Below are 20,209 nucleotides of genomic sequence, written 5' to 3' on the forward strand. Positions count from 1 at the left end.
CATGGGTCGATGAGTGTGGGGGCCGTTCTCGGCCAGTTGTTGAAAACGAGTGTACACACTCAAAAATGCAAGGTAAAGGAAGATTATGCGGAACCTATGGAAAACCCTGATACTGATGTGATGCGCTTTTCATGCTGCTCTGCAACGGCGAAATTATGCGCAAATATAGGGATTATCTTGTTTAGTATGCACTGAATGAGTGCTGTCGGTCAGGCGCAGAATCTGTTTGCGCATATAGAGTGTGTACACTACAATCAATCGCAACCGCGGACGTCCGGTGCACTCGATGCCGGGGGCGGGCGGGTAGACAGGCATTCCCCAGACACTCAGATGACGGAGTCGACAGTGCAGAAAGTTTTCCGAATCGGCCAGATCGTGCCGAGCTCCAACACCACGATGGAAACCGAGATCCCGGCCATGCTGACCGCACGGCAGCAGATCCGCCCCGAACGGTTCACCTTCCATTCGAGCCGCATGCGCATGAAGAAGGTGGTCAAGGAAGAACTGGCAGCCATGGATGCCGAGTCCGACCGCTGCGCCGTCGAGCTTTCCGACGCACGTGTCGATGTGCTCGGCTATGCGTGCCTGGTTGCGATCATGGCGATGGGGCATGGCTATCACCGCAAGTCCGAGCAGCGCCTGAAGGCGCACACCACTGAGAACGGCGGTGATGCACCGGTGATTACCAGTGCTGGCGCGTTGGTTGATGCACTCAAGGTGATCGGCGCGAAGCGCATCGCTGTGGTTGCCCCGTACATGAAGCCGCTGACCGAGCTGGTGGTCGACTACATCCGCAATGAAGGCTACGAAGTCGTCGACTACCGCGCGCTCGAAATTCCGGACAACCTCGAAGTCGGTCGCCACGATCCGGCGAAGCTGCCTGGCATCGTCGCGCAAATGAACATTGCCGATGTTGACGCCATCGTGCTGTCGGCCTGCGTGCAGATGCCGTCATTGCCTGCTGTGGCGAAGGTGGAAGCGATGACCGGCAAGCCGGTGATCACCGCCGCGATTGCCACGACCTACGCCATGCTGCGCGCACTGGATCTTGAGCCAGTCGTGCCGGGCGCCGGTGCGCTGCTGTCGGGCGCCTACTGAGGGCCGCGCGATGAGCACCTTCCTCTACGGCGGCAACGTCAACGCCAACGGCATCCGCCAGCACTACCTGCGCTATGGCGGCAGCGATGGCGAACGCGCCTCGCGCGATGCCGTGATCATCGTGCCGGGCATCACAAGCCCGGCCATCACATGGGGCTTCGTCGGCGAGCAGTTCGGCCAGCGCTTCGATACCTATGTGCTCGACGTACGCGGCCGTGGCCTCTCTGAAGCGAGCGACACGCTCGACTACAGCCTCGATGCACAAGCCGCTGACGTGATCGCATTCGCACAGGCGCTAGGCCTGCAGCGCTATGCCATCGTCGGCCATTCGATGGGCGGTCGCATTGGCGTGCGCGCCGCGCGCCAGCATCCAGCGGGACTCACGCGTCTGGTGATGGTCGATCCGCCCGTATCCGGCCCGGGCCGCCGCGCCTATCCCGCGCAACTGCCGTGGTACATCGATTCGATCCGCCTCGCACGCGCAGGCATCGACGCCGAAGGCATGCGCCGCTTCTGCCCGACGTGGACCGAAGACCAGTTGCGTCTGCGCGCCGAATGGCTGCACACGTGCGATGAGCGCGCCATCCTCGCCAGCTTCAATGGCTTCCACGAAGACGATATCCACGCGGACCTGCCGCACGTGAAGATACCCACGCTGCTGATGACGGCCGGACGTGGCGATGTGATCCGTGCCGAAGACGTCGAAGAAATCCGCAAGCTCGTGCCCGGCGTGCTGGTCAGCCACGTGGCCGATGCAGGCCACATGATCCCGTGGGACGACGAGGCTGGTTTCTACCGTGCCTTTGGCGATTTCCTCGGTGCCGCACTGCCCGCGGCCTGAATCCGCGATCGGAGGAGCGAACATGCCCGTAAGCGATTACGACCTGACCCAGGCGTGGAAGCAGGTGCTCACGCTGTCGAAGCTCGAAGCCGGCCAGACCGTCACGGTGCTGACCGGTGCAGCGACGCATCCGCAGACCTTGCGCACCGCTATGGTGGCAGCCGCGTCGATGGGCGCCATCGTCAACCGGCTCGACCTGCCGCCGGTCAATGGCGAGAAGGCGCTGAGCCGCGATGCGCTGGCCTATCTCGGCACCACGCCGCTGACCGGCAACCCGGCCGCGATTGCCGCGCTCAAGGCGAGCGATCTTGTGCTCGATCTGATGACGCTGCTGTTCTCGCCCGAGCAGCATGACATCCTCAGCGGTGGCACAAAGATCCTGCTCGCCGTGGAGCCACCCGAGGTGCTGGCTCGCCTGGTTCCGACCGAAGCCGACCGCAAGCGCGTAAAGGCGGCCACGGCGCGGCTGTCGCGCGCGCGGGAAATGCACATCGTGTCCGACGCGGGCATGGACCTGCGCTGCAGCCTCGGCGAATTCCCGGCGATCAGCGAATACGGCTTTGTCGACGAGCCCGGCCGCTGGGACCACTGGCCGAGCGGCTTCGTGCTGACCTGGCCGAACGAGGGCGGCACCAACGGCACCATCGTGCTCGACCGCGGCGACATCCTGCTGCCGATGAAGTCGTATATCCAGGAGCCGATCCGCATCACGCTCGAGGCCGGTTACGTGAAGGCCATCGAAGGTGGTCTCGATGCCGAACTGCTGGCCGACTACATGGCGTCGTTCAACGATCCGGAAGCCTATGCGATGTCGCATATCGGCTGGGGCCTGCAGCCGCGCGCGAGCTGGTCGGCGCTGGCCATGTACGACCGCGAAGCCACCATCGGCATGGATGCGCGCGCGTACGAGGGCAACTTCCTGTGCTCGTTCGGACCCAATAACGAAGCCGGTGGAAGCCGTACCACGGCCTGCCATATCGATATCCCCGTACGCCACTGCACCGTCACGCTCGACGGCGAGCCGGTGGTGGTGCGCGGCAAGGTGACGGACGGCCACCACGCCACGGTCAACACACTGTTCAAGGAAGCACGCCATGCATGACGAAGTCCAGACCTACCAGCGGCAAGGCTTCGGCACTGCCATGGAGTTGCGGCCGCCGTACGGGCTGCTGATCATCGATTTCGTGAACGGCTTTGCCGACCCGGCGGTGTTCGGCGGCGGCAATATTCCGGAGGCCATCCGCAACACGCAGCCGCTGCTGCGCGCAGCGCGCGAGCAGGGCTGGCCGGTTGCGCACAGCCGCATCGTGTTTGCCGATGACGATGCCGACCAAAACATCTTCACACTGAAGGTGCCTGGCATGCTGACGCTGAAGGAAGACAGCCACAACAGCGCCATCGTGCCGGAGCTGGCACCCGCTGCGGGCGAGTACGTGGTGCGCAAGACCGTACCGTCAGCGTTCTTCGGCACGTCGCTGGCGGCGTGGCTGACGCAGCGTGGCGTGCAGACACTGCTGGTCGCTGGTTGCGTGACCAGCGGTTGCGTGCGCGCAAGCGTGGTCGATGCGATGTCGCTCGGCTTCCGCCCACTGGTGGTGTCGGACTGCGTGGGCGACCGCGCGCTCGGTCCGCATGCGGCGAACCTGTTCGACATGGAGCAGAAGTACGCCACCGTGCTGACCCGCGACGAGGCGCTCGCGCAGATCTCGCAGGCGGCGCCGGCTGGCGTGCGCGCGGCGGCCTGAGTCGCGTTGGGACGCGCCGCCGTGCGCCTGATGCGACGCTCAGCCCGCCGCGACGCGCCGGGTTCGTGCAGGCTTGCCGTTCGCGCGAGTCGGCGCGGGCGGGGCATCGGGCACGGCGCCCGGCACTGCCACCGCGCGCAGCACTGTCTGCTGGATCACATCGCGCCAGTGCGCGAGCGCGGGCGCGCCCATCATAGGCTCGCCCAGAAAAGCGCTGAGCGTATGATGGTTCGAGTTGTAGAAATAGCCGAGCGAGGCGATGACCATATAGACGTCGCGCGCGCCGGCGTCAGGCCGGAACAGACCCGCCGCCTTGCCGCGCAACAGGATGCCGTCGAGCACGGACAGCGCGTAGCTGGAAATCTCGCGCAGCCGCACCGATTTGCGCGCGTGCTTGCCCTGGCTGATGTTCTCGCTGGTCAGGATCGCCACGAACTCCGGGTGCTCGAGGTAGTAGTGCCAGATGAAGTCGATGAGCTGCGAGAGCGCGCGCACCGGATCGGCGGCATCGAGTTCGCCTTCGAGCTTCTGTTCGGCTTCGTTGAGCTGCAGGTAGATGGTCTCGAGCACTTCGACGAACAGCTTTTCCTTGCTGCCGAAGTAGTAGTAGATCATCCGGTCGTAGGTCTTGGCGAGCGAGGAAATACGTTCGATGCGTCCGCCGTCGTAGCCGCGCTGCGCAAAGACCTTGATGGCCGCCTTCAGGATCCGGTCGCGGCTGTCCTGCGCCTGCCGGGCGCGCGTTCCGACTGCCGCGCGCGTGGTTGCGGTCTTGATGGTCATGTTGGATGGCTCGGCATCATGATGTCTGTTGGAAGGCAGTATAACGGTGGCATAGCGGCTGCCGCGCGACGCGAAGCGGCAAAATAATCGACCCATGACTTCGACCATCCTCGATACCGTACCCGAGGCCGAGGCCTCCACCCCGCGCGCACAGCGCCTCGCGCTCTTGCAGGAGCGCGGCGTCCTGCTGATCACGCGGGCTCCGCAGGTCGCAGCGCGTCCCGCGCCGGGGCAGCCCGGCGCCGCGTCGGACTATGTGCCGGCGCTGCCCGATATCTTCGTGGCCGTGCGTAACACAGGCGAAGTGCTGGCATTCAATGGCCACGTGGATCTTGGTACAGGCATCCGCACCGCGCTCGCGCAGATCGTCGCCGAGGAACTGGACGTGCCGCTAGCGCGCGTGCGCATGGTGCTCGGCCATACCGACGCCACGCCCAACCAGGGGCCGACTATCGCGAGCGCATCGATCCAGATTTCCGCGATTCCTCTGCGGCGTGCCGCGGCTCAAGCCCGTGCTTGGCTGGAGGCGCGCGCGGCGAATCAGCTCGGCGTGATGTCCGATGCGCTGGAAGCCGATGACGGTGTGTTCCGCGTGAAGGGGACGCAGGACAGCATTGGCTACGGAGCACTGGTGGCCGACGAGCATGTCGAACTGCTGCTGGCCGACGACGTGGCGACCAAGCCTGTCGAGTCCTACCGCATTGTCGGCCGTGGCGCTGGCCGTGTGGATATCCCCGACAAGGCGCGCGGCGCGCTGACATTCGTGCATGACGTTCGCGTGCCCGGCATGTTGCACGGCCGCGTGGTGCGGCCACCATACGCCGGCCGCGACAGCGGCGATTTCGTCGGCACGAGCCTGCTCGACGTCGATCGCAATTCCGTGCGCGATGTACCGGGGCTGGTGGACATCGTGGTGCAGGGCGATTTCATCGGTGTAGTGGCCGAGCGGGAGGAATACGCAGTGCTGGCCGCACGCCGCCTGCGCGTGCATTGGAAGCCGGTGCCCCCGTTGCCTGCGCTCGACGATCCCGAGCCCGCGCTGCGCGCCAACCCCGCCACGCGCCGTGAATTGCTCGATGATGGCGAGATGCCCGCGCCGGGCGCTGGCACCACGCTGGAACGCCATTACACGTGGCCTTACCAGATGCATGGCTCGATCGGCCCGTCATGCGCCGTGGCCGACTGGCGCGAGGATGGCCTGACCGTCTGGTCCGGCACGCAGAACCCACACGTGCTGCGCATCGATCTGGCTCGCCTGTCCGGACTGGGCGAAGGCAACATCGAGATCGTCCGCATGGAAGCCGCCGGCTGCTACGGTCGCAACTGTGCCGACGACGTTTGCGCCGATGCCGTGCTGCTGTCGCGCGCGGTGGGCCGTCCCGTGCGCGTGCAACTCTCGCGCGAGCAGGAACACCTGTGGGAGCCCAAGGGCGCGGCGCAGCTGATGGACGTCAGTGCCACGCTCGGCGGCAACGGCGAGCTGCTTGGCTACGACTTCGTCAGCCGCTATCCGTCCAACGATGCACCGACGCTGGCATTGCTGCTTACCGGACAGGTGCCGAATGCACCGCGCACGCTCGAAATGGGCGATCGCACCGCTGTGCCGCCGTATGCCTACTCCGGCCGCCGCATTGGCTGCGACGACACGCCGGCCATCGTGCGCGCATCGTGGTTGCGTGGCGTATCGGCGCTGCCGAACACGTTCGCGCACGAATGCATGATCGATGAACTCGCTGCGGAAGCGGGCACGGACCCGGTGGACTTCCGCTTGCGGCATCTTCCCGATGAGCGCGCGGCGGACCTGCTGCGTGCCGTGGCGGACGCGGCGGGCTGGGAACGCGGCTCGCACGGGTCGCGCGGTGTGCCTGACGCTGGCGGCAAGCTGCACGGCCGGGGCGTCGCGTATGCGCGATATATCCACAGCCGTTATCCAGGCTTCGGCGCGGCGTGGGCTGCGTGGATTCTCGATCTATCGGTCGATGTCGCCAGCGGACAGATCGTCGTCAGGAAGATCGTCGTGGGCCAGGACACGGGCATGATGGTCAACCCGGACGGCGTTCGTCACCAGATCCACGGCAACGTCGTGCAGACGCTGAGCCGCGTGCTCAAGGAGCAGGTGCGCTTTGACGGCGACGGTGTGGCCAGCCGTGAATGGGGAGGCTACCCGTTGCTGACGTTCCCGGAGATTCCACCGATCGAGGTGGTGCTGATGCCGCGGCAGTCAGAGCCGCCGCTGGGGGCGGGCGAATCGGCCTCGTTGCCGGGGGCGCCGGCGATTGCCAATGCGCTGTTTGATGCGATGGGTGTGCGGCTGAGAAGGCCGCCGTTCGTGCCGGAGACGGTGTTGGCGGCGTTACAAGGCCGACGCCCCTAGCAATCCGCTGTCTTGCTCCCTCTCCCGCTTGCGGGAGAGGGTTGGGGAGAGGGCGGGAGTCTCAACGAAGCAGGCGTCTTCGATATTGCCAACGCCTGCCCTCTCCCCCGGCCCCTCTCCCGCAGGCGGGAGAGGGGAGCAAACCGGCGGCACTACTAGCGGGGTTGCTCAGCCCCCGCCGTTCCCCTCATCAATCTCACTCATCTTGCGCAGCAGATAAGTCACCGCCACGCGCTCCGCCGGATTCAGGCCACCAAACGTCTGCTCCGAAATCTGCTTAGCAAACGGCACCGTCTCGTCGATCAATGCGAGACCATCGTCCGTTACCGTCACCACCACCTTGCGCCGGTCATTCGGATCATGCGACACCGCGATCAGCTTGCGTGCTTTCAGCCGCTCGATGATGCCGCGCACCGTCGCCTGGTCGATGGCCGTGGCGCGCACCACTTCGTTCAGCGAACACGGCTGCCGGTCCCTGACCGCGCACAGCACGACGAACTGCGCGGCCGTGAGCTGCGAATCGGGAATGGTCTGCTGGAAGATGGCCACGTGGCGCTGGTACGCGCGGCGCAGCAGGTGGCCCACCTGTTCGGTGAAGTCGTAGCCGGTGTCGGTGTTGCCGGCAGGCTGGTCGGAAGAGGAGGGCACGTCGATCGTAGTGCGATGAAAAGTGTGCCCCCGAGTATACCGGCGAAGACCTGCTTAATCGACCGTGATGGCAGCGGATTTCGCCACCTTGCCGAAGCGGTCGTACTCCTGCAGCGTCAGCGTCTGGAGTTCCGCGGCGCTCGAGCCCTTCGGGTTGAAGCCGGCCTGCGTGAGCTTCTCGCGCACGTCGGCCCGGCCCAGCGCTTCGACGAAGGCGGCATTGAGCGCCTGTACCACAGGCGCGGGCAGGTTGGCCGGACCATAGACGCCGAACCACGGTTCCACGGCATAGCCGGACAGGCCGGCTTCCGCGAGCGTCGGCACGTCGGGCAGCGACGGCGAGCGAGTCTTGCCGGCGACGGCCAGCGCGCGCAGCTTGCCCGCCTGGATATGCGGCAGCGACGCGGGGAGGTTGTCGAACATCACGCCGATATGGCCGCCCAGCATGTCGTTGATGGCGGGACTGCTGCCCTTGTACGGTACATGCGTGAGACCGGTTTGCGTCATCTGCGAGAACATCGCGCCGGCCAGGTGCATCGACGTGCCGGTACCGGCGGTTGCGTACGTGAGGCCCGGATGCGCCTTGGCATAGGCGATCAGCTCCGGCACGGTCTTCACTGGCAGCGACGGGCTCACCTCGAGCACGATCGTCGACGTGCCGAGCAGGCTGATGGCCGTGAAGTCCTTGCGCGGGTCGAACGGCACGTGCTTGTAGATATGCGGATTCAGCGCGTTGGTCGAGATTGCACCGAAGCCGATGGTGTAGCCATCGGCCGGGGCCTTGGCCACGGCTTCCATGCCAATGTTGCCGCCGGCACCGGGCCGGTTCTCGATGACCACGGGTTGGCCCAGTTTCTCGGCGACGCGCTGGCCGACGGTGCGTGCCACGAGGTCGGTCGTGCCGCCGGCCGCGTAGGGGACGACAAATCGGATCGGCTTGGACGGGAACGCGTCGGCCGCACTGGCGGCTAGCGGCAGGGTGCCGAGCGTGGCGGCTGCCACGGCGCCGAGCGAGAGAGCGATCAGCGTGGAGCGGCGGCGAAGGGCAAGGCGTTGCGGCATGGTGCGGGGATCTCCTCGTTCGGGTTGTGTTGTTCTGCCCGCGCATGGCCGCTTGCGGCCAACGCGGAAGCGCCCATTGTAGGCAAAGGCGCACGTGGAGGCATACCCGGCGGTAGGGCGATGCCAATGCCTCTTTTCGCATACAATCGTCTGGTCGTCTTTGCCGACCCGGCCGGCCACGGCTGCGGCGGCTGCTTTGTCCCTCGTCTTCCCCCGTGCCAGCTTCACAGAAATCCCTTGCCATGCCCGCCGCGCTGCCGTCGCCGCAGCGTTCGGGCCTGGCCATCGCGGCTATTGGCGCCATGCTGTTTTCCGCCAAGGCCATTGTCGCCAAGCTGATGTACCGCTACAGCGTCGATGCCGTCATGGTGATCACGCTGCGCATGCTGTTCGCCGTGCCGCTGTTCATGGCAATCGGCTGGTGGCAGTCGCGGCGCCTGCCCGCGCTGTCGTGGGCCGACCGTGCGCGCGTGGTGTTCCTCGGCTTCATCGGCTATTACCTGTCGAGCTTCATGGATTTCCTGGGCTTGCAGTACATCACAGCGGGACTCGAACGGCTGATCCTGTTCCTGACGCCGTCGTTCGTGCTGCTGGCCACGGCGCTGCTGTTCCGGCGTCCGATCGCCGCGCGCCAGTGGATATCGCTGCTGCTGGCCTATGCGGGCATCGTGCTGGTGTTCGCGCATGACCTCGATGTCAGCGGCGCCCAGGTCTGGCTGGGCGGCGCGCTGGTGCTAGGCAGCGCCTTGACGTATGGTATCTACCTGATCCTGAGCGGCGAGCTGGTGCAGCGCATCGGCTCGCTGCGGCTGGTGGCCTACGCGATGTGCGTGTCCACGGCGTGCTGCGTGTTGCAGTACCTGGCGCTCGGGCGCCCCGTGGCCGAACTCGCGCAGCCGGCGCCGGTGATGTGGCTGTCACTCGTCAACGCGGTGTTCTGCACGGTGCTGCCCGTGTCGATGACGATGGTGGCCGTGGCCCGCATCGGCGCGCCGATGGCCTCGCAGGCCGGCATGGTCGGTCCGGTGTCGACGCTGTTCCTCGCGTTCTGGCTGCTCGATGAACCGGTCAGCGGCGTGCAGCTCGCGGGCAGCGCGCTGGTATTGGGCGGAATGTACCTGCTGTCGGCACGCAAAGCGTGATAACGCACCAAGCCGCGCGACGACAGCGAACCTGACAAGCTATACAAGCAAACAAGCCAACAAGGAGAGCGAGAAAATGGATCTGGGACTGCGTGGCAAGCATGCACTGGTGTGTGGCGCGAGCAAGGGCCTTGGGTTCGCCTGCGCGGACGCGCTGGCGGCCGAGGGCGTCGATGTCGTGATCGTGGCGCGCGGCGCCGAGGCGCTGGAAAAGGCAGCCGCGGGCCTGCGTGCACGACATGGCCGCCGCGTGGTTGCCGTGGCTACGGACATCACCAAGCCGGAAGGCCGCAAGGCCGCGCTGGATGCCGTGGCCAAGCTCGGCGACCTCGATATCCTCGTCAACAACGCCGGCGGTCCGCCCCCGGGCAATTTCCGCGACTGGGATCGTGAAGCCTGGCTGGCCGCGCTCGACGCCAACATGCTGACCCCGATCGAGCTGATCAAGGCCACCGTTGACGGCATGATCGCGCGCAAGTGGGGCCGCATCATCAATATCACGAGCGGCGCGGTGAAGGCGCCGATCGATGTGCTGGGCCTGTCCAACGGCGCGCGCTCGGGCCTGACCGGCTTCATCGCCGGCCTGGCGCGCGAAGTGGCGCAGCACGGCGTCACCGTCAACAACCTGCTGCCGGGGCCGTTCAACACCGACCGCCTGTTCAAGACCATGGAAGGCGCCGCCCAGAAGGCGAACCTGACCGTGGATGAAGTCGTGCAACGCCGTGCCGCACTGAACCCGTCGCGCCGTTTCGGCGACCCGGCCGAGTTCGGCGCGACGTGCGCGTTCCTGTGCAGCCGCCAGGCCGCGTACATCACGGCGCAGAACATCCTGCTTGACGGCGGCGCCTACCCCGGCACGTTCTGAACCCGGCGCGGCCCCGGTACTGGCCGCATTCCCCCCGCAGTCGCTTACCGCAACAAGGATTCTTGATGACCCGCCCACGTATCGCCCTGATTGCACACGACCACAAGAAAGACGACATCGTTGCCTTTGCCACGCGTCACCGCGAATTCCTTTCGCAGTGCGAACTGCTTGCGACCGGCACCACCGGCGGCCGGCTGATCGATGAAGTCGGGCTCGATGTGACCCGGATGCTGTCAGGGCCGTGGGGCGGCGACCTGCAGATCGGCGCGCAACTCGCGGAAGGGCGCGTGCGCGCCGTGATCTTCCTGCGCGACCCGATGACGCCGCAGCCGCACGAACCGGATATCAATGCGCTGGTGCGTGCCTGCGACGTGCACAACGTGCCGTGCGCGACCAACGTCGCCACAGCGGACCTGCTGATCGCCGAGCTGTGTCGCGTGGAATCGCAGTCCTGAACGAACCCCATATCGAGTGACAAAGACATGCCAATGACCAAAGCCATCCGGATCGAGCAGACCGGCGGACCGGAAGTGATGCAGTGGGTCGATGTAGAAGTGGGCGAGCCCGGCCCGGGCGAGGTTCGCGTTCGCCATGAAGCGGTGGGCCTGAACTTTATCGACGTCTATTTCCGCACCGGCCTCTACAAGCAGCCGCTGCCTGGCGGCCTGGGTATGGAAGGCGCCGGTGTGGTCGAAGCGGTGGGCGAGGGCGTGACGCACCTGAACGTTGGCGACCGCGTGGCCTACGCAGGCCGCCCGAACGGTGCCTATTCGCAAGTGCGCGTGATGCCGGCCGATATCGTGGTGCGCCTGCCCGAATCGATCTCGTTCGAGCAGGGCGCGGCGATGATGCTGCAGGGGCTGACCGTGCAGTACCTGATCCGCGACAGCTATCGCGTGCAGGCTGGCGACACGGTGCTGCTGCATGCCGCGGCCGGCGGCGTCGGGCTGATTGCGTGCCAGTGGCTGAAGGCGCTTGGCGTCACAGTGATCGGCACGGTTGGCAGCGACGAGAAGGCGGAGCTGGCGCGCGCGCACGGATGCACGCATACGGTCGTCTATACGCGCGAATCGTTCGTGGATCGTGTGAAGGAAATCACCGGCGGCAAGGGTGTGCCGGCCGTGTACGACTCCATCGGTGCAGATACTTTCCGCGGCTCGCTCGACTGCCTCGCGCCGCGCGGCACCATGGTGAGCTTCGGCAATGCCTCAGGGCCGGTGCCGCCGTTCGATATCTCTGTGCTTGGCAACAAGGGCTCGCTGCGGCTCACGCGTCCTACGCTGATGACCTATGTGGTGCATCGTGAATTGCTGGAGCCGATGGTCGCCGATCTGTTCGACGTGGTCAGCAGCGGCAAGGTGAAGATCGATGTGCGGCAGCGGTATGCGTTGGCGGATGTGGCGCAGGCGCACCGTGATCTTGAATCGCGCAAGACGACCGGATCGACCATCCTGCTGCCCCACTGAGGCGGTAGCGGTTGCCGAAGCAAAAAAAGCCCCCGGGCGGCCTCTGCCGCCCGGGGGTTTTTTTGCTTGCAAGGTTCAGCGCGACCTGACCGTGGCCGCGGCCGCGCGCGCCTCGGCCTGTCGGAGGATATGCGGCGGCAGGCGCTTGAGGATCAGGTGGACCGCAAGCGGGATCAACACGACATCATCGACGATGCCCAGTCCGGCAACGAAGTCGGGAATCAGGTCGATGGGCGAGATCGCATAGAACAGCAACCCGAACGCCGCAGGCTTCAGCCATCCCGGCGCATCCGGATGCCGCAACGCATACCAGAACAGCCGCCCATCCCGACGCACCAACGTCCACAGGGCCGAAAAACGCTTCCACATGAGAGGCCTCCTTCACATTGTGGGCGCCAGCCAATGGCGCATGCACAGATAGCTTGGGCCGATCCGATCGGCTTCAAGTTCCGCAGGAAAACAGGGGAGGGGAAAGAGACGAGGGGTGCGCCCCGGCAGCGCCGGGGCGGGCCGGCATGCCAGCACGGCATGCCGGAAAAGGACTGAAAAATCAGCCCGGAATCTTGCCTTCCACGCCTTCGACGTAGAACTTCACGCCGTGCAGGAAGTTATCGTCGGCCGTCTGGTCCTTGGCGACCTGTTCCTTGCCCGTGTTGTCCTTGATCGGACCCTTCCAGATCGGCGCCGAACCATCGACGATGCCCTTCTTGCGCTCTTCGACCAGCGCCTTCACGTCGTCAGGCACAACGGTGTTGAAGTCCTTCAGGTCGATCATGCCTTCCTTCAGGCCCCACCACGTGGTGTTGGTCTTCCACTGGTTCTTCAGCACGTCGTCCACCACCTTGTTGTAGTAGACGCCCCACTGGATCTCCGACGCGGCAAGGTGAGCCTTCTCGCCGAACTTGCTCATGTTGCTGTCCCAGCCGAACGCGTAGACGCCCTTTTCCTGCGCGGTCTGCACCACGGCAGCGGAGTCGGTGTTCTGCATCAGCATGTCCACGCCCTGGCCGATCAGCGTGGTGGCGGCTTCACGCTCCTTGCCCGGATCGAACCACTTGTTCACCCAGACCACCTTGACGGTCGCCTTCGGGTTGACGCTGCGCGCGCCCAGCGTGAACGAGTCGATGTTGCGGATCACTTCGGGAATCGGTACCGAAGCCACCACGCCCATCTTGCCCGTCTTGCTCATCTTGCCGGCGACGACGCCAGCCAGGTACGCGCCTTCATAGGTGCGCACATCGTACTGGGCCAGGTTGTCGGCGGTCTTGAAGCCGGTGGCGTGTTCGAACTTCACGTCCGGGAATTCCTTGGCGACCTTCAGCATCGATTCCATGTAGCCGAAGGTGGTGCCGAAGATCAGCTTGTTGCCCTGGCTGGCCAGGTCGCGGAACACGCGCTCGGCGTCCGCGGCGGATTCGGGCACGTTTTCGACGAAGGTGGTCTTGACCTTGTCGCCGAACTTTTCTTCCACGGCCTTGCGGCCGGCGTCGTGCGCGTACGTCCAGCCCGCATCGCCGACCGGGCCGATGTAGACGAAAGCGACCTTGAGCGGTTCGGCCTTCTGTTCAGCGGCGGGCGCGGAGGCCGGGGCGGCCGTCTCGGCCGGCTTCTCGGCTTCCTTCTTGCCGCAGCCGGCCAGGGCCAGCAACGCGGTGGCAGCCAGGGCCGCCAGGGTCTTCCTGCGCGTGACGATCATGATTTCTCCTTGTGATGAATATTGACTGCGTTCGATGGCTCGTTGAAATGGGATTCCGGCAGCGGCATCAGGCATTGCCCGGACGGAACGGCTTGCCCAGCGAGGCGGGCATGTTCAGCCGGATCCAGGCCGGATTGCGCGAGATCAGCGCCAGCACGACGATGGTGGCCGCGTAGGGCAGCATCGACAGGAACTGCGACGGCACGGAAACGCCGATGCCTTGCAGGTAGAACTGCAGAATGGTGACGCCGCCGAACAGCCACGCGCCGACCAGCACGCGGCCCGGGCGCCAGGTGGCAAACGTGGTCAGCGCGAGCGCGATCCAGCCGCGGCCGGCGACCAGGTTTTCGACCCACATCGGCGTGTACACCAGCGACAGGTACGCGCCGGCCAGGCCGCAGCATGCACCGCCGAACAGCAGCGCGCCAAAGCGGATGGTGCGCACCGGATAGCCCAGCGCATGCGCGGATTCCGGCGATTCGCCGATCGCGCGCAGCGTGAGGCCGGCGCGCGTGCGGAACAGGAACCACATGATCGCGAAGCACAGCAGCAGGCTGAAATACACCATCCAGTGATGCTGGAAGAATGCGGGACCGATGAACGGAATGTCGGCAAGGAATGGGACCGACTTGGCCTGAGCCGGCATCGCAAAGCCGACGAAGCGCTGGCCCATGAAAGCCGACAGGCCAGTGCCGAAGATCGACAGCGCGAGGCCCGTGGCCACCTGGTTGGTCGCTAGCACGAGCGCGAGCCACGAGAACAGCGTGGCCATCAGCATGCCGGCCACGGCGCCGGCGATAAAGCCGAGCCACGGTTGCTGCGTCTGGTAGCCGACCATGAAGCCGGCCACGGCGGCGACGAGCATCATGCCTTCGGCGCCAAGGTTCAGCACCCCCGCGCGTTCGTTGATAAGCAGGCCCAGTGCGGCCAGCAGCAGCGGCGTGCCGGCATTGATCGCGGTGGCAATGAGAGGAGCGAGTTGTTCCATGTTGTACGTTGCTCCGCTCAGGCTGCCGTGGCGCGCCAGCGCAGGCGGTTTTCGATAAGGGTGTCGCAGGCGAGCAGGAAGAACAGCAGCATGCCCTGGAACACCCAGCCAATGGCCGACGGCAGGCCCAGGCGCGACTGCGCCATCTCGCCGCCGATGTAGAACAGCGACATCATGATGCCGCCGAGCACGGTGCCCACAGGATGCAGGCGTCCGACAAACGCGACGATGATCGCCGTAAAGCCATAGCCCGGAGAAATCGACGGCAGCAACTGGCCGATCGGACCAGTGACTTCAAATGCTCCGGCGAGTCCTGCAGTCGCACCCGAAATCAGCAGTGCGCTCCACAGTGCGCTGCGCGACGAGAATCCTGCATAGCGTGCTGCAGCCGGTGCGGTGCCGCCGACCTGCAGCCGGTAGCCAGCGAAGCTGCGGAAGATGAAAACCGTCATCACCACGACCAGCACCAGCATCACGGCAAAGCCCGCATGCAGGCGCGAACCCGACATCAGGTTTGGCAGCAGGTATTCGGACGAGAACACCTTCGACTGCGGGAAGTTCATGCCGTTGGGATCCTTCAACGGCCCGTTGACCACCCACAGCATGAGTTGCTGCGCGATATACGTGAGCATCAGCGAGACCAGGATCTCGTTCGCGTTGAAGCGGTCCTTGAGCAGCGCCGTGATCGCGGCCCAGCACATGCCGCCGATCACGCCGGCGAGCGACGCCAGCATCAGCACGACGGTGCCGTTCAGCGTCTGGCCCGGCACGTCAAAGAACAGCACCGTCGCGCCGGCGAAGATGCCGCCGAGGATCAGTTGTCCATCCGCGCCGATGTTCCAGACGTTGGCCCGGTAGCAGACCGACAGGCCCAGCGCGCACAGCACCAGCGGCACCGTCTTGAGCAGGACTTCGCCGATGGCGCGCTTGTCCCGCAGCGGATCGGCCAGGAAGACCTTGAGCGCGGCCATCGGATCCTTGCCCAGCGCGACGAACAGCAGCGCGCCGAACAGCAGCGTCAGCGCAAGGGCGATCACCGGCGAGGCATAGGCCATGGTTCGCGACGGCAGGCCGCGCGGCGCGAGTGTGATGGGGGAGAGGGGCAGGAGCGAGCGCAGTTCAGCCATGGTTCACCTCCGCTGCGTGGGCGTCGCGCGCCTGCGCGGGTCCGCCTTCCCACAGGCCGCTCATCCACAGCCCGATCTGTTCACGCGTGGCCGTCTCGGTCGGGATCGACGGAGACAGGTGGCCCTTGGCGATGACGTGAAGCCGGTCGCAAATCGCGAACAGCTCGTCGAGTTCTTCCGATACGACCAGGATCGCGCAGCCCGTGGCCTTCAGCGCGAGGATTTCGTTGTGGATCTGCGCGGCGGCGCCGACGTCCACACCCCAGGTCGGTTGCGCGACGATCAGCACCTTCGGGTTGCTTTCGATCTCGCGGCCCACGATGAATTTCTGCAGATTGCCACCGGACAGGCTGCGGGCGAGCGCTTCGGGTCCGCTCGCCTTGACGCGGAAGCGGCCGATGACCGCGGCGGCCAGGCCAGCCGCGGCCTTCGGCGAGATCATGCCCTTGCTTACATACGGCGGCGTCTGGTGCGACAGCAGCGTGTTGGTCGCCAGGCTCATGCCCGGCACCGCACCGCGCCCGAGCCGCTCTTCCGGCACGAAGGCGAGCCCGGCACGGCGGCGCTGGCGTGCATCGAGCCGGCCGACCGGCTTGCCCGCGATGTGGACCGCGGTGCCGTCCACGCGCATGTCCTCGCCGGACAGCGCGGCCAGCAGTTCCTGCTGCCCGTTGCCCGACACACCGGCAATGCCGACGATCTCGCCGGCATGCACGTCGAGCGAAATCTGCTGCAGCTCGGTCGCAAACGCATGCGCGCGCGGCAGCGACAGTGATTCCACGGCAAGGCGCACCTCGCCGCGCTGCGTGGCCACGCGCGCTTCGCGCGGCGGCTCGCCGCCGATCATCAGGCGCGACAGCGAGGCCGCGCTTTCCTGGCGCGGATCGCACACGCCGGTGACCTTGCCCATGCGCATCACGGTGGCGTGATGGCAGAGCGCGCGGATCTCGTCGAGCTTGTGGCTGATGTAGAGAATGCTGGTGCCTTCGGCGGCGAGCTGGCGCAGCGTGACGAACAGCGTTTCCACGGCCTGCGGCGTCAGCACCGAAGTGGGCTCGTCCAGGATCAGCAGTTGCGGGTTGGCCAGCAGCGCGCGCACGATTTCCACGCGCTGACGCTCGCCCACCGACAACGTGTGGACATGACGGTTCGGCTCCAGCGGCAGGCCATAGCGCTCGGCTGTCGTGCGGATGCGCTCGGCCAGCTGCCTCATGCTGCTGCCCGCGCCCTGGTGTCCGCCGGGCAGGCCCAGCGCGATGTTCTCGGTCACGGTCAGGGTGTCGAACAGCGAGAAATGCTGGAACACCATCGCAATGCCCAGGTTGCGGGCGTCGTGCGGACTGTTGATCGTGACGGGGGCGCCATTGAAGTGCATCTCGCCGGCGTCCGGGCGGACCGCGCCAAAGATGATCTTCATCAGCGTGGATTTGCCGGCGCCGTTCTCGCCAAGCACGGCGTGGATCTCGCCGGGGGCGACGCTGAGGCTGATGTCATCGTTCGCGATGACGCCGGGATAGCGCTTGCTGATATGGGCTAGCGCCAGCCTGGGGGGGAGTTGTGATGTCACTGAGGCGGCTCGGGTTGTTATGGCAGCAACGTGGATGGCAGGCAGTCAGCGGCAGTGCGTGGCGCAGCATCGCCGCGACGCATTGCAGCATTCATCATGATTTCCTGATGCCGGATATTGGTTATGAATTATATAAGTGTGTGGCTTTGTGGCGGCCGGTTTGCGGTGTTTGTCCAAGCCGCGCAACGGTTGGCGGGTGGTTGCAAGTCGCATGCCGGGGAAGGAAAAGAAAAACCGCCGCCCTCCTTTCGGAGGACGGCGGTCTGGGGGCGCCGAGAGGTAGAAATTTCCTGCTGTTGGCCCCCCTCTCCCGCTGCGGGAGAGGGGTTGGGGGAGAGGGCAGGCGCATGGCAAGTACCGTAGCACCCCACTTCGTGGCGACTCCTGCCCTCTCCCCCGCCCCTCTCCCATAAATGGGAGAGGGGAGACAACACGCGGTTTAAATCAGCGTTAGCCCCCCGTGGACGCCGCGATCGTCGCAAATCGCCCATCGCGGAAATCCGCCAGCGTCTGGTAGATCTGCTCCTGCGTGTTCATCACGAACGGGCCGTACTGCGCGATCGGCTCGCCCAGCGGCTGTCCGGCGATCAGCAGGAAGCGCACGTCGGACTCGGCATTGACGATGACGCCGTCAGCCTTGTCCGCGTTGTCGAGCACACCCATGCGCTGCGCGTCGACCACCGCCTTTTCGCTGCCTTCACCGATCGACAACTCGCCGCGGTACACATAGACGAAGGCGTTATGCCCGGCCGGCAAGGCCTGCCGGAACTGCTGGCCGGCGGGCAGATGCACGTCGAGGTAGACCGGCTCCGTCACCGGGCGCGTTACCGCGCCAGCCACGCCGTGCGAGGCGCCGGCCAGCACGCGCACCGTGCCGCCGTTGTCCAGCGCCACCGTCGGAATGGCCTCAGCGGGCATGTCGCGGTACCACGGCGCCGTCATCTTGTCGGCCGCCGGCAGGTTCAGCCACAGCTGGAAGCCTTCCATGCGGCCGTCTTCCTGTTCGGGCATTTCCGAGTGCACCACGCCGGCGCCAGCCACCATCCATTGGGCGCCGCCGTTCTGCAGCAGGCCTTCGTTGCCGGCGCTGTCGCGGTGGCGCATGCGTCCGGCCAGCATGTAGGTGATGGTCTCGAAGCCGCGGTGCGGGTGATCGGGGAAGCCGCCGATGTAGTCGTCCTTGCTGTCGGTGCCGAAGGCATCGAGCATCAGGAACGGGTCCAGCCGGCGTTGCAGGTTCTGGGTCAGCACGCGCGTCAGCTTGACGCCGGCACCATCCGAGGTGGCGATGCCGCGCACGACGCGGTCCACCGTGCGCGAACGCTGCACGGTTTCCTGCGCGGTGGCCGGGACGGTGTCGAGAGGGGTGCGGGTTTCCATCATTCTTTCTCCGGTTCGCGGGCCTGGTGGCGGCATTGCTGCCGCCGTCATCGGGGCCACGTCGTGTTCAGCTACTCCGACAATGTAGAGGTTTGGTAGGGAAAGAGTAGAGGGCGGGTGGGCAACAGATTGTTCTATCCATCAACGCAATCCGCTGGGATTCGAAGCGCCGATGGCAACGATCAGGATTTCTCGTCAAGCCAGGTTTGGCAGTCCATCAGCGACAGTCGGAATCGCGGCAAAAGGCCCCTGAAAATGCCGCAAGATAGGCGAAGATGACAAGATCGATGAAGATGAGTATAATAGCGCTCTCTTTGTCATACGTTGCTGTGGATTGATTCGCCGGGCGATCCCGCCAGGCCTTGTCAGGCAACGGTTCATGGATTCGGCGGCGCGCCCATTTGTTCACTTTTTTGCGCCGCCCTGGCCACTCGCTACCGGTCATAGACCGAACCGGGTGCGCCGCTACAGGGAGCCCGCGGACAGAACGCCGCGGCATCCCGTCAATCGGACTTCCGGCCCCCTGGCATGGGAGTCCAAAAGCCCGTCCGCCGGCAATCGTGCCGGTCATGGCGGCAATGCAATCTGAACCGGGACGGCGGCTCCCCACTTCACGGCCGCCTAGCCCATTTTGTTTTCCGTGATCGGAAAGTGGTGCTTTGCGCGCTTTTCGGCCGGAACGAGGGGATATATGTCAAAGCAATCCGTGCGGGTGGCCGCTTGGGGATGCCTGACCGCGCTGGCATTGGGCGGACTGGTCGCCTGGATCGGCGTGGATGTCATCCACCAGCATCAGGACCGCCTGCTCTATGACGTGGCCGACCACATGCGACTGGTCGCGTACTCGATGGCGCTCGCGCTCGCCACCGGCATTCCGGCCGGCATCGCGCTGAGCCGGCCGTGCATGCGCCGCTGGGCCGACCGCCTGATGCAGATCTTCAACGTCGGCAATACGGTGCCGTCGCTCGCGGTACTCGCGTTGGCGCTCGCGGTGCTCGGCATCGGCGAGCGGCCCGCGATCCTGGCGCTGTGGCTGGCTTCGCTGCTGCCGATCGTGCGCAACACCTATGAAGGCCTGCGCAATGTTTCGCCGACGCTGCTGGAAGCCGCGCGCGGCATCGGCATGACGCCATGCCAGCGGTTGCTGCGCGTGGAACTGCCCAATGCGCTGCCGGTGATGCTGGCCGGCATCCGCATCAGCCTGGTGATCAACGTGGGAACGGTGCCGCTGTCGTTCCTGATCGGCGCCAACAGCCTTGGCGAACTGATCTTCCCGGGCATCTACCTGAACAACCAGCCGCTGCTGCTGCTGGGCGCCGCCGCCACCGCGTTGCTGGCACTGGCGCTGGACGCGCTGTTTGCCGGCGCCGGCAACCTGTACCTGCGTCGGCGCGGGCTGGCGCGCTGAGCGGCGGCCGAGAGGAGAA

20 protein-coding genes are annotated in these 20,209 nt (G+C 65.7%); 10 read left to right on the forward strand and 10 right to left on the reverse strand.

Features of this window, described 5'->3' with window-relative positions; translation table 11 throughout:
* Nucleotides 1-345: 345 nt before the first annotated feature.
* Genes KHO41_RS11800 through KHO41_RS11815 form a run of 4 tightly spaced genes read left to right on the forward strand, consistent with a single transcriptional unit; the run spans nt 346 to nt 3,684 of the window.
* Nucleotides 346-1,098 carry a maleate cis-trans isomerase family protein gene (locus KHO41_RS11800; RefSeq protein WP_376989597.1) on the forward strand — a complete coding sequence of 251 codons (753 nt, stop codon included), beginning with the start codon at nt 346-348 and terminating at the stop codon, nt 1,096-1,098.
* 10 nt (nt 1,099-1,108) lie between these two features.
* Nucleotides 1,109-1,939: an alpha/beta fold hydrolase gene (locus KHO41_RS11805; RefSeq protein ID WP_211953465.1), complete on the forward strand. Its 831-nt coding sequence runs from the start codon at nt 1,109-1,111 to the stop codon at nt 1,937-1,939.
* A gap of 22 nt (nt 1,940-1,961) precedes the next feature.
* Nucleotides 1,962-3,041 (forward strand): M29 family metallopeptidase, encoded by a 1,080-nt coding sequence (locus KHO41_RS11810; RefSeq protein ID WP_211953466.1) that lies wholly within the window; start codon nt 1,962-1,964, stop codon nt 3,039-3,041.
* Nucleotides 3,034-3,684: an N-carbamoylsarcosine amidohydrolase gene (locus KHO41_RS11815; RefSeq protein WP_211953467.1), complete on the forward strand. Its 651-nt coding sequence runs from the start codon at nt 3,034-3,036 to the stop codon at nt 3,682-3,684. Before KHO41_RS11810 ends, KHO41_RS11815 begins: the two co-directional genes overlap by 8 nt.
* A 39-nt stretch (nt 3,685-3,723) precedes the next feature.
* Here KHO41_RS11815 and KHO41_RS11820 read toward each other — a convergent pair whose 3' ends face one another.
* Nucleotides 3,724-4,467 carry a TetR/AcrR family transcriptional regulator gene (locus KHO41_RS11820; RefSeq protein WP_211953541.1) on the reverse strand — a complete coding sequence of 248 codons (744 nt, stop codon included), beginning with the start codon at nt 4,465-4,467 and terminating at the stop codon, nt 3,724-3,726.
* Between the two features lie 94 nt (nt 4,468-4,561).
* Here KHO41_RS11820 and KHO41_RS11825 point away from each other — a divergent pair, with 94 nt between their 5' ends.
* Nucleotides 4,562-6,841: a xanthine dehydrogenase family protein molybdopterin-binding subunit gene (locus KHO41_RS11825; protein WP_211953468.1), complete on the forward strand. Its 2,280-nt coding sequence runs from the start codon at nt 4,562-4,564 to the stop codon at nt 6,839-6,841.
* Nucleotides 6,842-7,009: 168 nt separating this feature from the next.
* Here the strand turns inward: KHO41_RS11825 and KHO41_RS11830 are convergent, their stop codons facing one another.
* Both KHO41_RS11830 and KHO41_RS11835 read right to left on the reverse strand, forming a co-directional pair.
* Entirely contained in the window at nt 7,010-7,489 is a 480-nt protein-coding gene (locus tag KHO41_RS11830; RefSeq protein WP_211953469.1) for a MarR family winged helix-turn-helix transcriptional regulator, read from the reverse strand.
* Nucleotides 7,490-7,543: 54 nt separating this feature from the next.
* Entirely contained in the window at nt 7,544-8,551 is a 1,008-nt protein-coding gene (locus KHO41_RS11835; RefSeq protein WP_211953470.1) for a Bug family tripartite tricarboxylate transporter substrate binding protein, read from the reverse strand.
* A gap of 242 nt (nt 8,552-8,793) precedes the next feature.
* Between KHO41_RS11835 and KHO41_RS11840 the strand changes: the two genes are divergently transcribed.
* From KHO41_RS11840 to KHO41_RS11855, 4 genes are all read left to right on the forward strand, one after another.
* The gene (locus tag KHO41_RS11840; protein WP_211953471.1) at nt 8,794-9,693 is read left to right on the forward strand and encodes a DMT family transporter; all 900 of its coding nucleotides are present in this window, start codon (nt 8,794-8,796) and stop codon (nt 9,691-9,693) included.
* A gap of 76 nt (nt 9,694-9,769) precedes the next feature.
* The gene (locus KHO41_RS11845; RefSeq protein WP_211953472.1) at nt 9,770-10,558 is read left to right on the forward strand and encodes an SDR family oxidoreductase; all 789 of its coding nucleotides are present in this window, start codon (nt 9,770-9,772) and stop codon (nt 10,556-10,558) included.
* Nucleotides 10,559-10,620: 62 nt separating this feature from the next.
* A complete protein-coding gene (locus KHO41_RS11850; RefSeq protein WP_211953473.1) occupies nt 10,621-11,013 on the forward strand; it encodes a methylglyoxal synthase in 393 nt (130 codons plus the stop codon).
* Nucleotides 11,014-11,046: 33 nt separating this feature from the next.
* Nucleotides 11,047-12,024, forward strand: coding sequence for a quinone oxidoreductase family protein (locus KHO41_RS11855; RefSeq protein WP_211953474.1), 978 nt, complete (start codon nt 11,047-11,049; stop codon nt 12,022-12,024).
* Nucleotides 12,025-12,099: 75 nt separating this feature from the next.
* Here KHO41_RS11855 and KHO41_RS11860 read toward each other — a convergent pair whose 3' ends face one another.
* The 7 genes from KHO41_RS11860 to KHO41_RS11890 all read right to left on the reverse strand — a co-directional run bounded on the left by KHO41_RS11860 (nt 12,100) and on the right by KHO41_RS11890 (nt 19,227).
* On the reverse strand, nt 12,100-12,393 hold the full coding sequence (locus KHO41_RS11860) for a YkvA family protein (RefSeq protein WP_211953475.1): 294 nt from the start codon (nt 12,391-12,393) through the stop codon (nt 12,100-12,102).
* 181 nt (nt 12,394-12,574) lie between these two features.
* Nucleotides 12,575-13,720 carry a BMP family ABC transporter substrate-binding protein gene (locus KHO41_RS11865; RefSeq protein WP_211953476.1) on the reverse strand — a complete coding sequence of 382 codons (1,146 nt, stop codon included), beginning with the start codon at nt 13,718-13,720 and terminating at the stop codon, nt 12,575-12,577.
* Between the two features lie 67 nt (nt 13,721-13,787).
* Nucleotides 13,788-14,708 carry an ABC transporter permease gene (locus KHO41_RS11870; protein WP_211953477.1) on the reverse strand — a complete coding sequence of 307 codons (921 nt, stop codon included), beginning with the start codon at nt 14,706-14,708 and terminating at the stop codon, nt 13,788-13,790.
* A 17-nt stretch (nt 14,709-14,725) separates the two neighbouring features.
* Nucleotides 14,726-15,835, reverse strand: a complete 1,110-nt coding sequence (locus tag KHO41_RS11875) for an ABC transporter permease (RefSeq protein ID WP_211953478.1) — start codon at nt 15,833-15,835, stop codon at nt 14,726-14,728.
* On the reverse strand, nt 15,828-17,402 hold the full coding sequence (locus KHO41_RS11880; protein ID WP_211953479.1) for an ABC transporter ATP-binding protein: 1,575 nt from the start codon (nt 17,400-17,402) through the stop codon (nt 15,828-15,830). Before KHO41_RS11880 ends, KHO41_RS11875 begins: the two co-directional genes overlap by 8 nt.
* 450 nt (nt 17,403-17,852) lie before the next feature.
* Nucleotides 17,853-18,782: a pirin family protein gene (locus tag KHO41_RS11885; protein ID WP_211953542.1), complete on the reverse strand. Its 930-nt coding sequence runs from the start codon at nt 18,780-18,782 to the stop codon at nt 17,853-17,855.
* Nucleotides 18,783-18,999: 217 nt separating this feature from the next.
* On the reverse strand, nt 19,000-19,227 hold the full coding sequence (locus KHO41_RS11890; RefSeq protein ID WP_211953480.1) for a hypothetical protein: 228 nt from the start codon (nt 19,225-19,227) through the stop codon (nt 19,000-19,002).
* Between the two features lie 246 nt (nt 19,228-19,473).
* On the opposite strand from KHO41_RS11890, the gene KHO41_RS11895 reads away from it, so the two are divergent.
* Entirely contained in the window at nt 19,474-20,190 is a 717-nt protein-coding gene (locus KHO41_RS11895; protein WP_211953481.1) for an ABC transporter permease, read from the forward strand.
* The last annotated feature ends 19 nt before the right edge of the window (nt 20,191-20,209 follow it).

It is taken from the genome of Cupriavidus numazuensis, from assembly GCF_905397435.1.
Lineage (GTDB): Bacteria > Pseudomonadota > Gammaproteobacteria > Burkholderiales > Burkholderiaceae > Cupriavidus > Cupriavidus numazuensis.

What these genes read in the sequence shown, in the direction of transcription:
- KHO41_RS11885 (WP_211953542.1), bottom strand. Translation starts at nt 18,782, where the DNA reads ATGGAAACCCGCACCCCTCTCGACACCGTCCCGGCCACCGCGCAGGAA.
- KHO41_RS11840 (WP_211953471.1), top strand. Translation starts at nt 8,794, where the DNA reads ATGCCCGCCGCGCTGCCGTCGCCGCAGCGTTCGGGCCTGGCCATCGCG.
- KHO41_RS11860 (WP_211953475.1), bottom strand. Translation starts at nt 12,393, where the DNA reads ATGTGGAAGCGTTTTTCGGCCCTGTGGACGTTGGTGCGTCGGGATGGG.
- KHO41_RS11835 (WP_211953470.1), bottom strand. Translation starts at nt 8,551, where the DNA reads ATGCCGCAACGCCTTGCCCTTCGCCGCCGCTCCACGCTGATCGCTCTC.
- KHO41_RS11805 (WP_211953465.1), top strand. Translation starts at nt 1,109, where the DNA reads ATGAGCACCTTCCTCTACGGCGGCAACGTCAACGCCAACGGCATCCGC.
- KHO41_RS11810 (WP_211953466.1), top strand. Translation starts at nt 1,962, where the DNA reads ATGCCCGTAAGCGATTACGACCTGACCCAGGCGTGGAAGCAGGTGCTC.
- KHO41_RS11825 (WP_211953468.1), top strand. Translation starts at nt 4,562, where the DNA reads ATGACTTCGACCATCCTCGATACCGTACCCGAGGCCGAGGCCTCCACC.
- KHO41_RS11815 (WP_211953467.1), top strand. Translation starts at nt 3,034, where the DNA reads ATGCATGACGAAGTCCAGACCTACCAGCGGCAAGGCTTCGGCACTGCC.
- KHO41_RS11845 (WP_211953472.1), top strand. Translation starts at nt 9,770, where the DNA reads ATGGATCTGGGACTGCGTGGCAAGCATGCACTGGTGTGTGGCGCGAGC.
- KHO41_RS11870 (WP_211953477.1), bottom strand. Translation starts at nt 14,708, where the DNA reads ATGGAACAACTCGCTCCTCTCATTGCCACCGCGATCAATGCCGGCACG.
- KHO41_RS11895 (WP_211953481.1), top strand. Translation starts at nt 19,474, where the DNA reads ATGTCAAAGCAATCCGTGCGGGTGGCCGCTTGGGGATGCCTGACCGCG.
- KHO41_RS11890 (WP_211953480.1), bottom strand. Translation starts at nt 19,227, where the DNA reads ATGACCGGTAGCGAGTGGCCAGGGCGGCGCAAAAAAGTGAACAAATGG.
- KHO41_RS11875 (WP_211953478.1), bottom strand. Translation starts at nt 15,835, where the DNA reads ATGGCTGAACTGCGCTCGCTCCTGCCCCTCTCCCCCATCACACTCGCG.
- KHO41_RS11820 (WP_211953541.1), bottom strand. Translation starts at nt 4,467, where the DNA reads ATGACCATCAAGACCGCAACCACGCGCGCGGCAGTCGGAACGCGCGCC.
- KHO41_RS11855 (WP_211953474.1), top strand. Translation starts at nt 11,047, where the DNA reads ATGACCAAAGCCATCCGGATCGAGCAGACCGGCGGACCGGAAGTGATG.
- KHO41_RS11865 (WP_211953476.1), bottom strand. Translation starts at nt 13,720, where the DNA reads ATGATCGTCACGCGCAGGAAGACCCTGGCGGCCCTGGCTGCCACCGCG.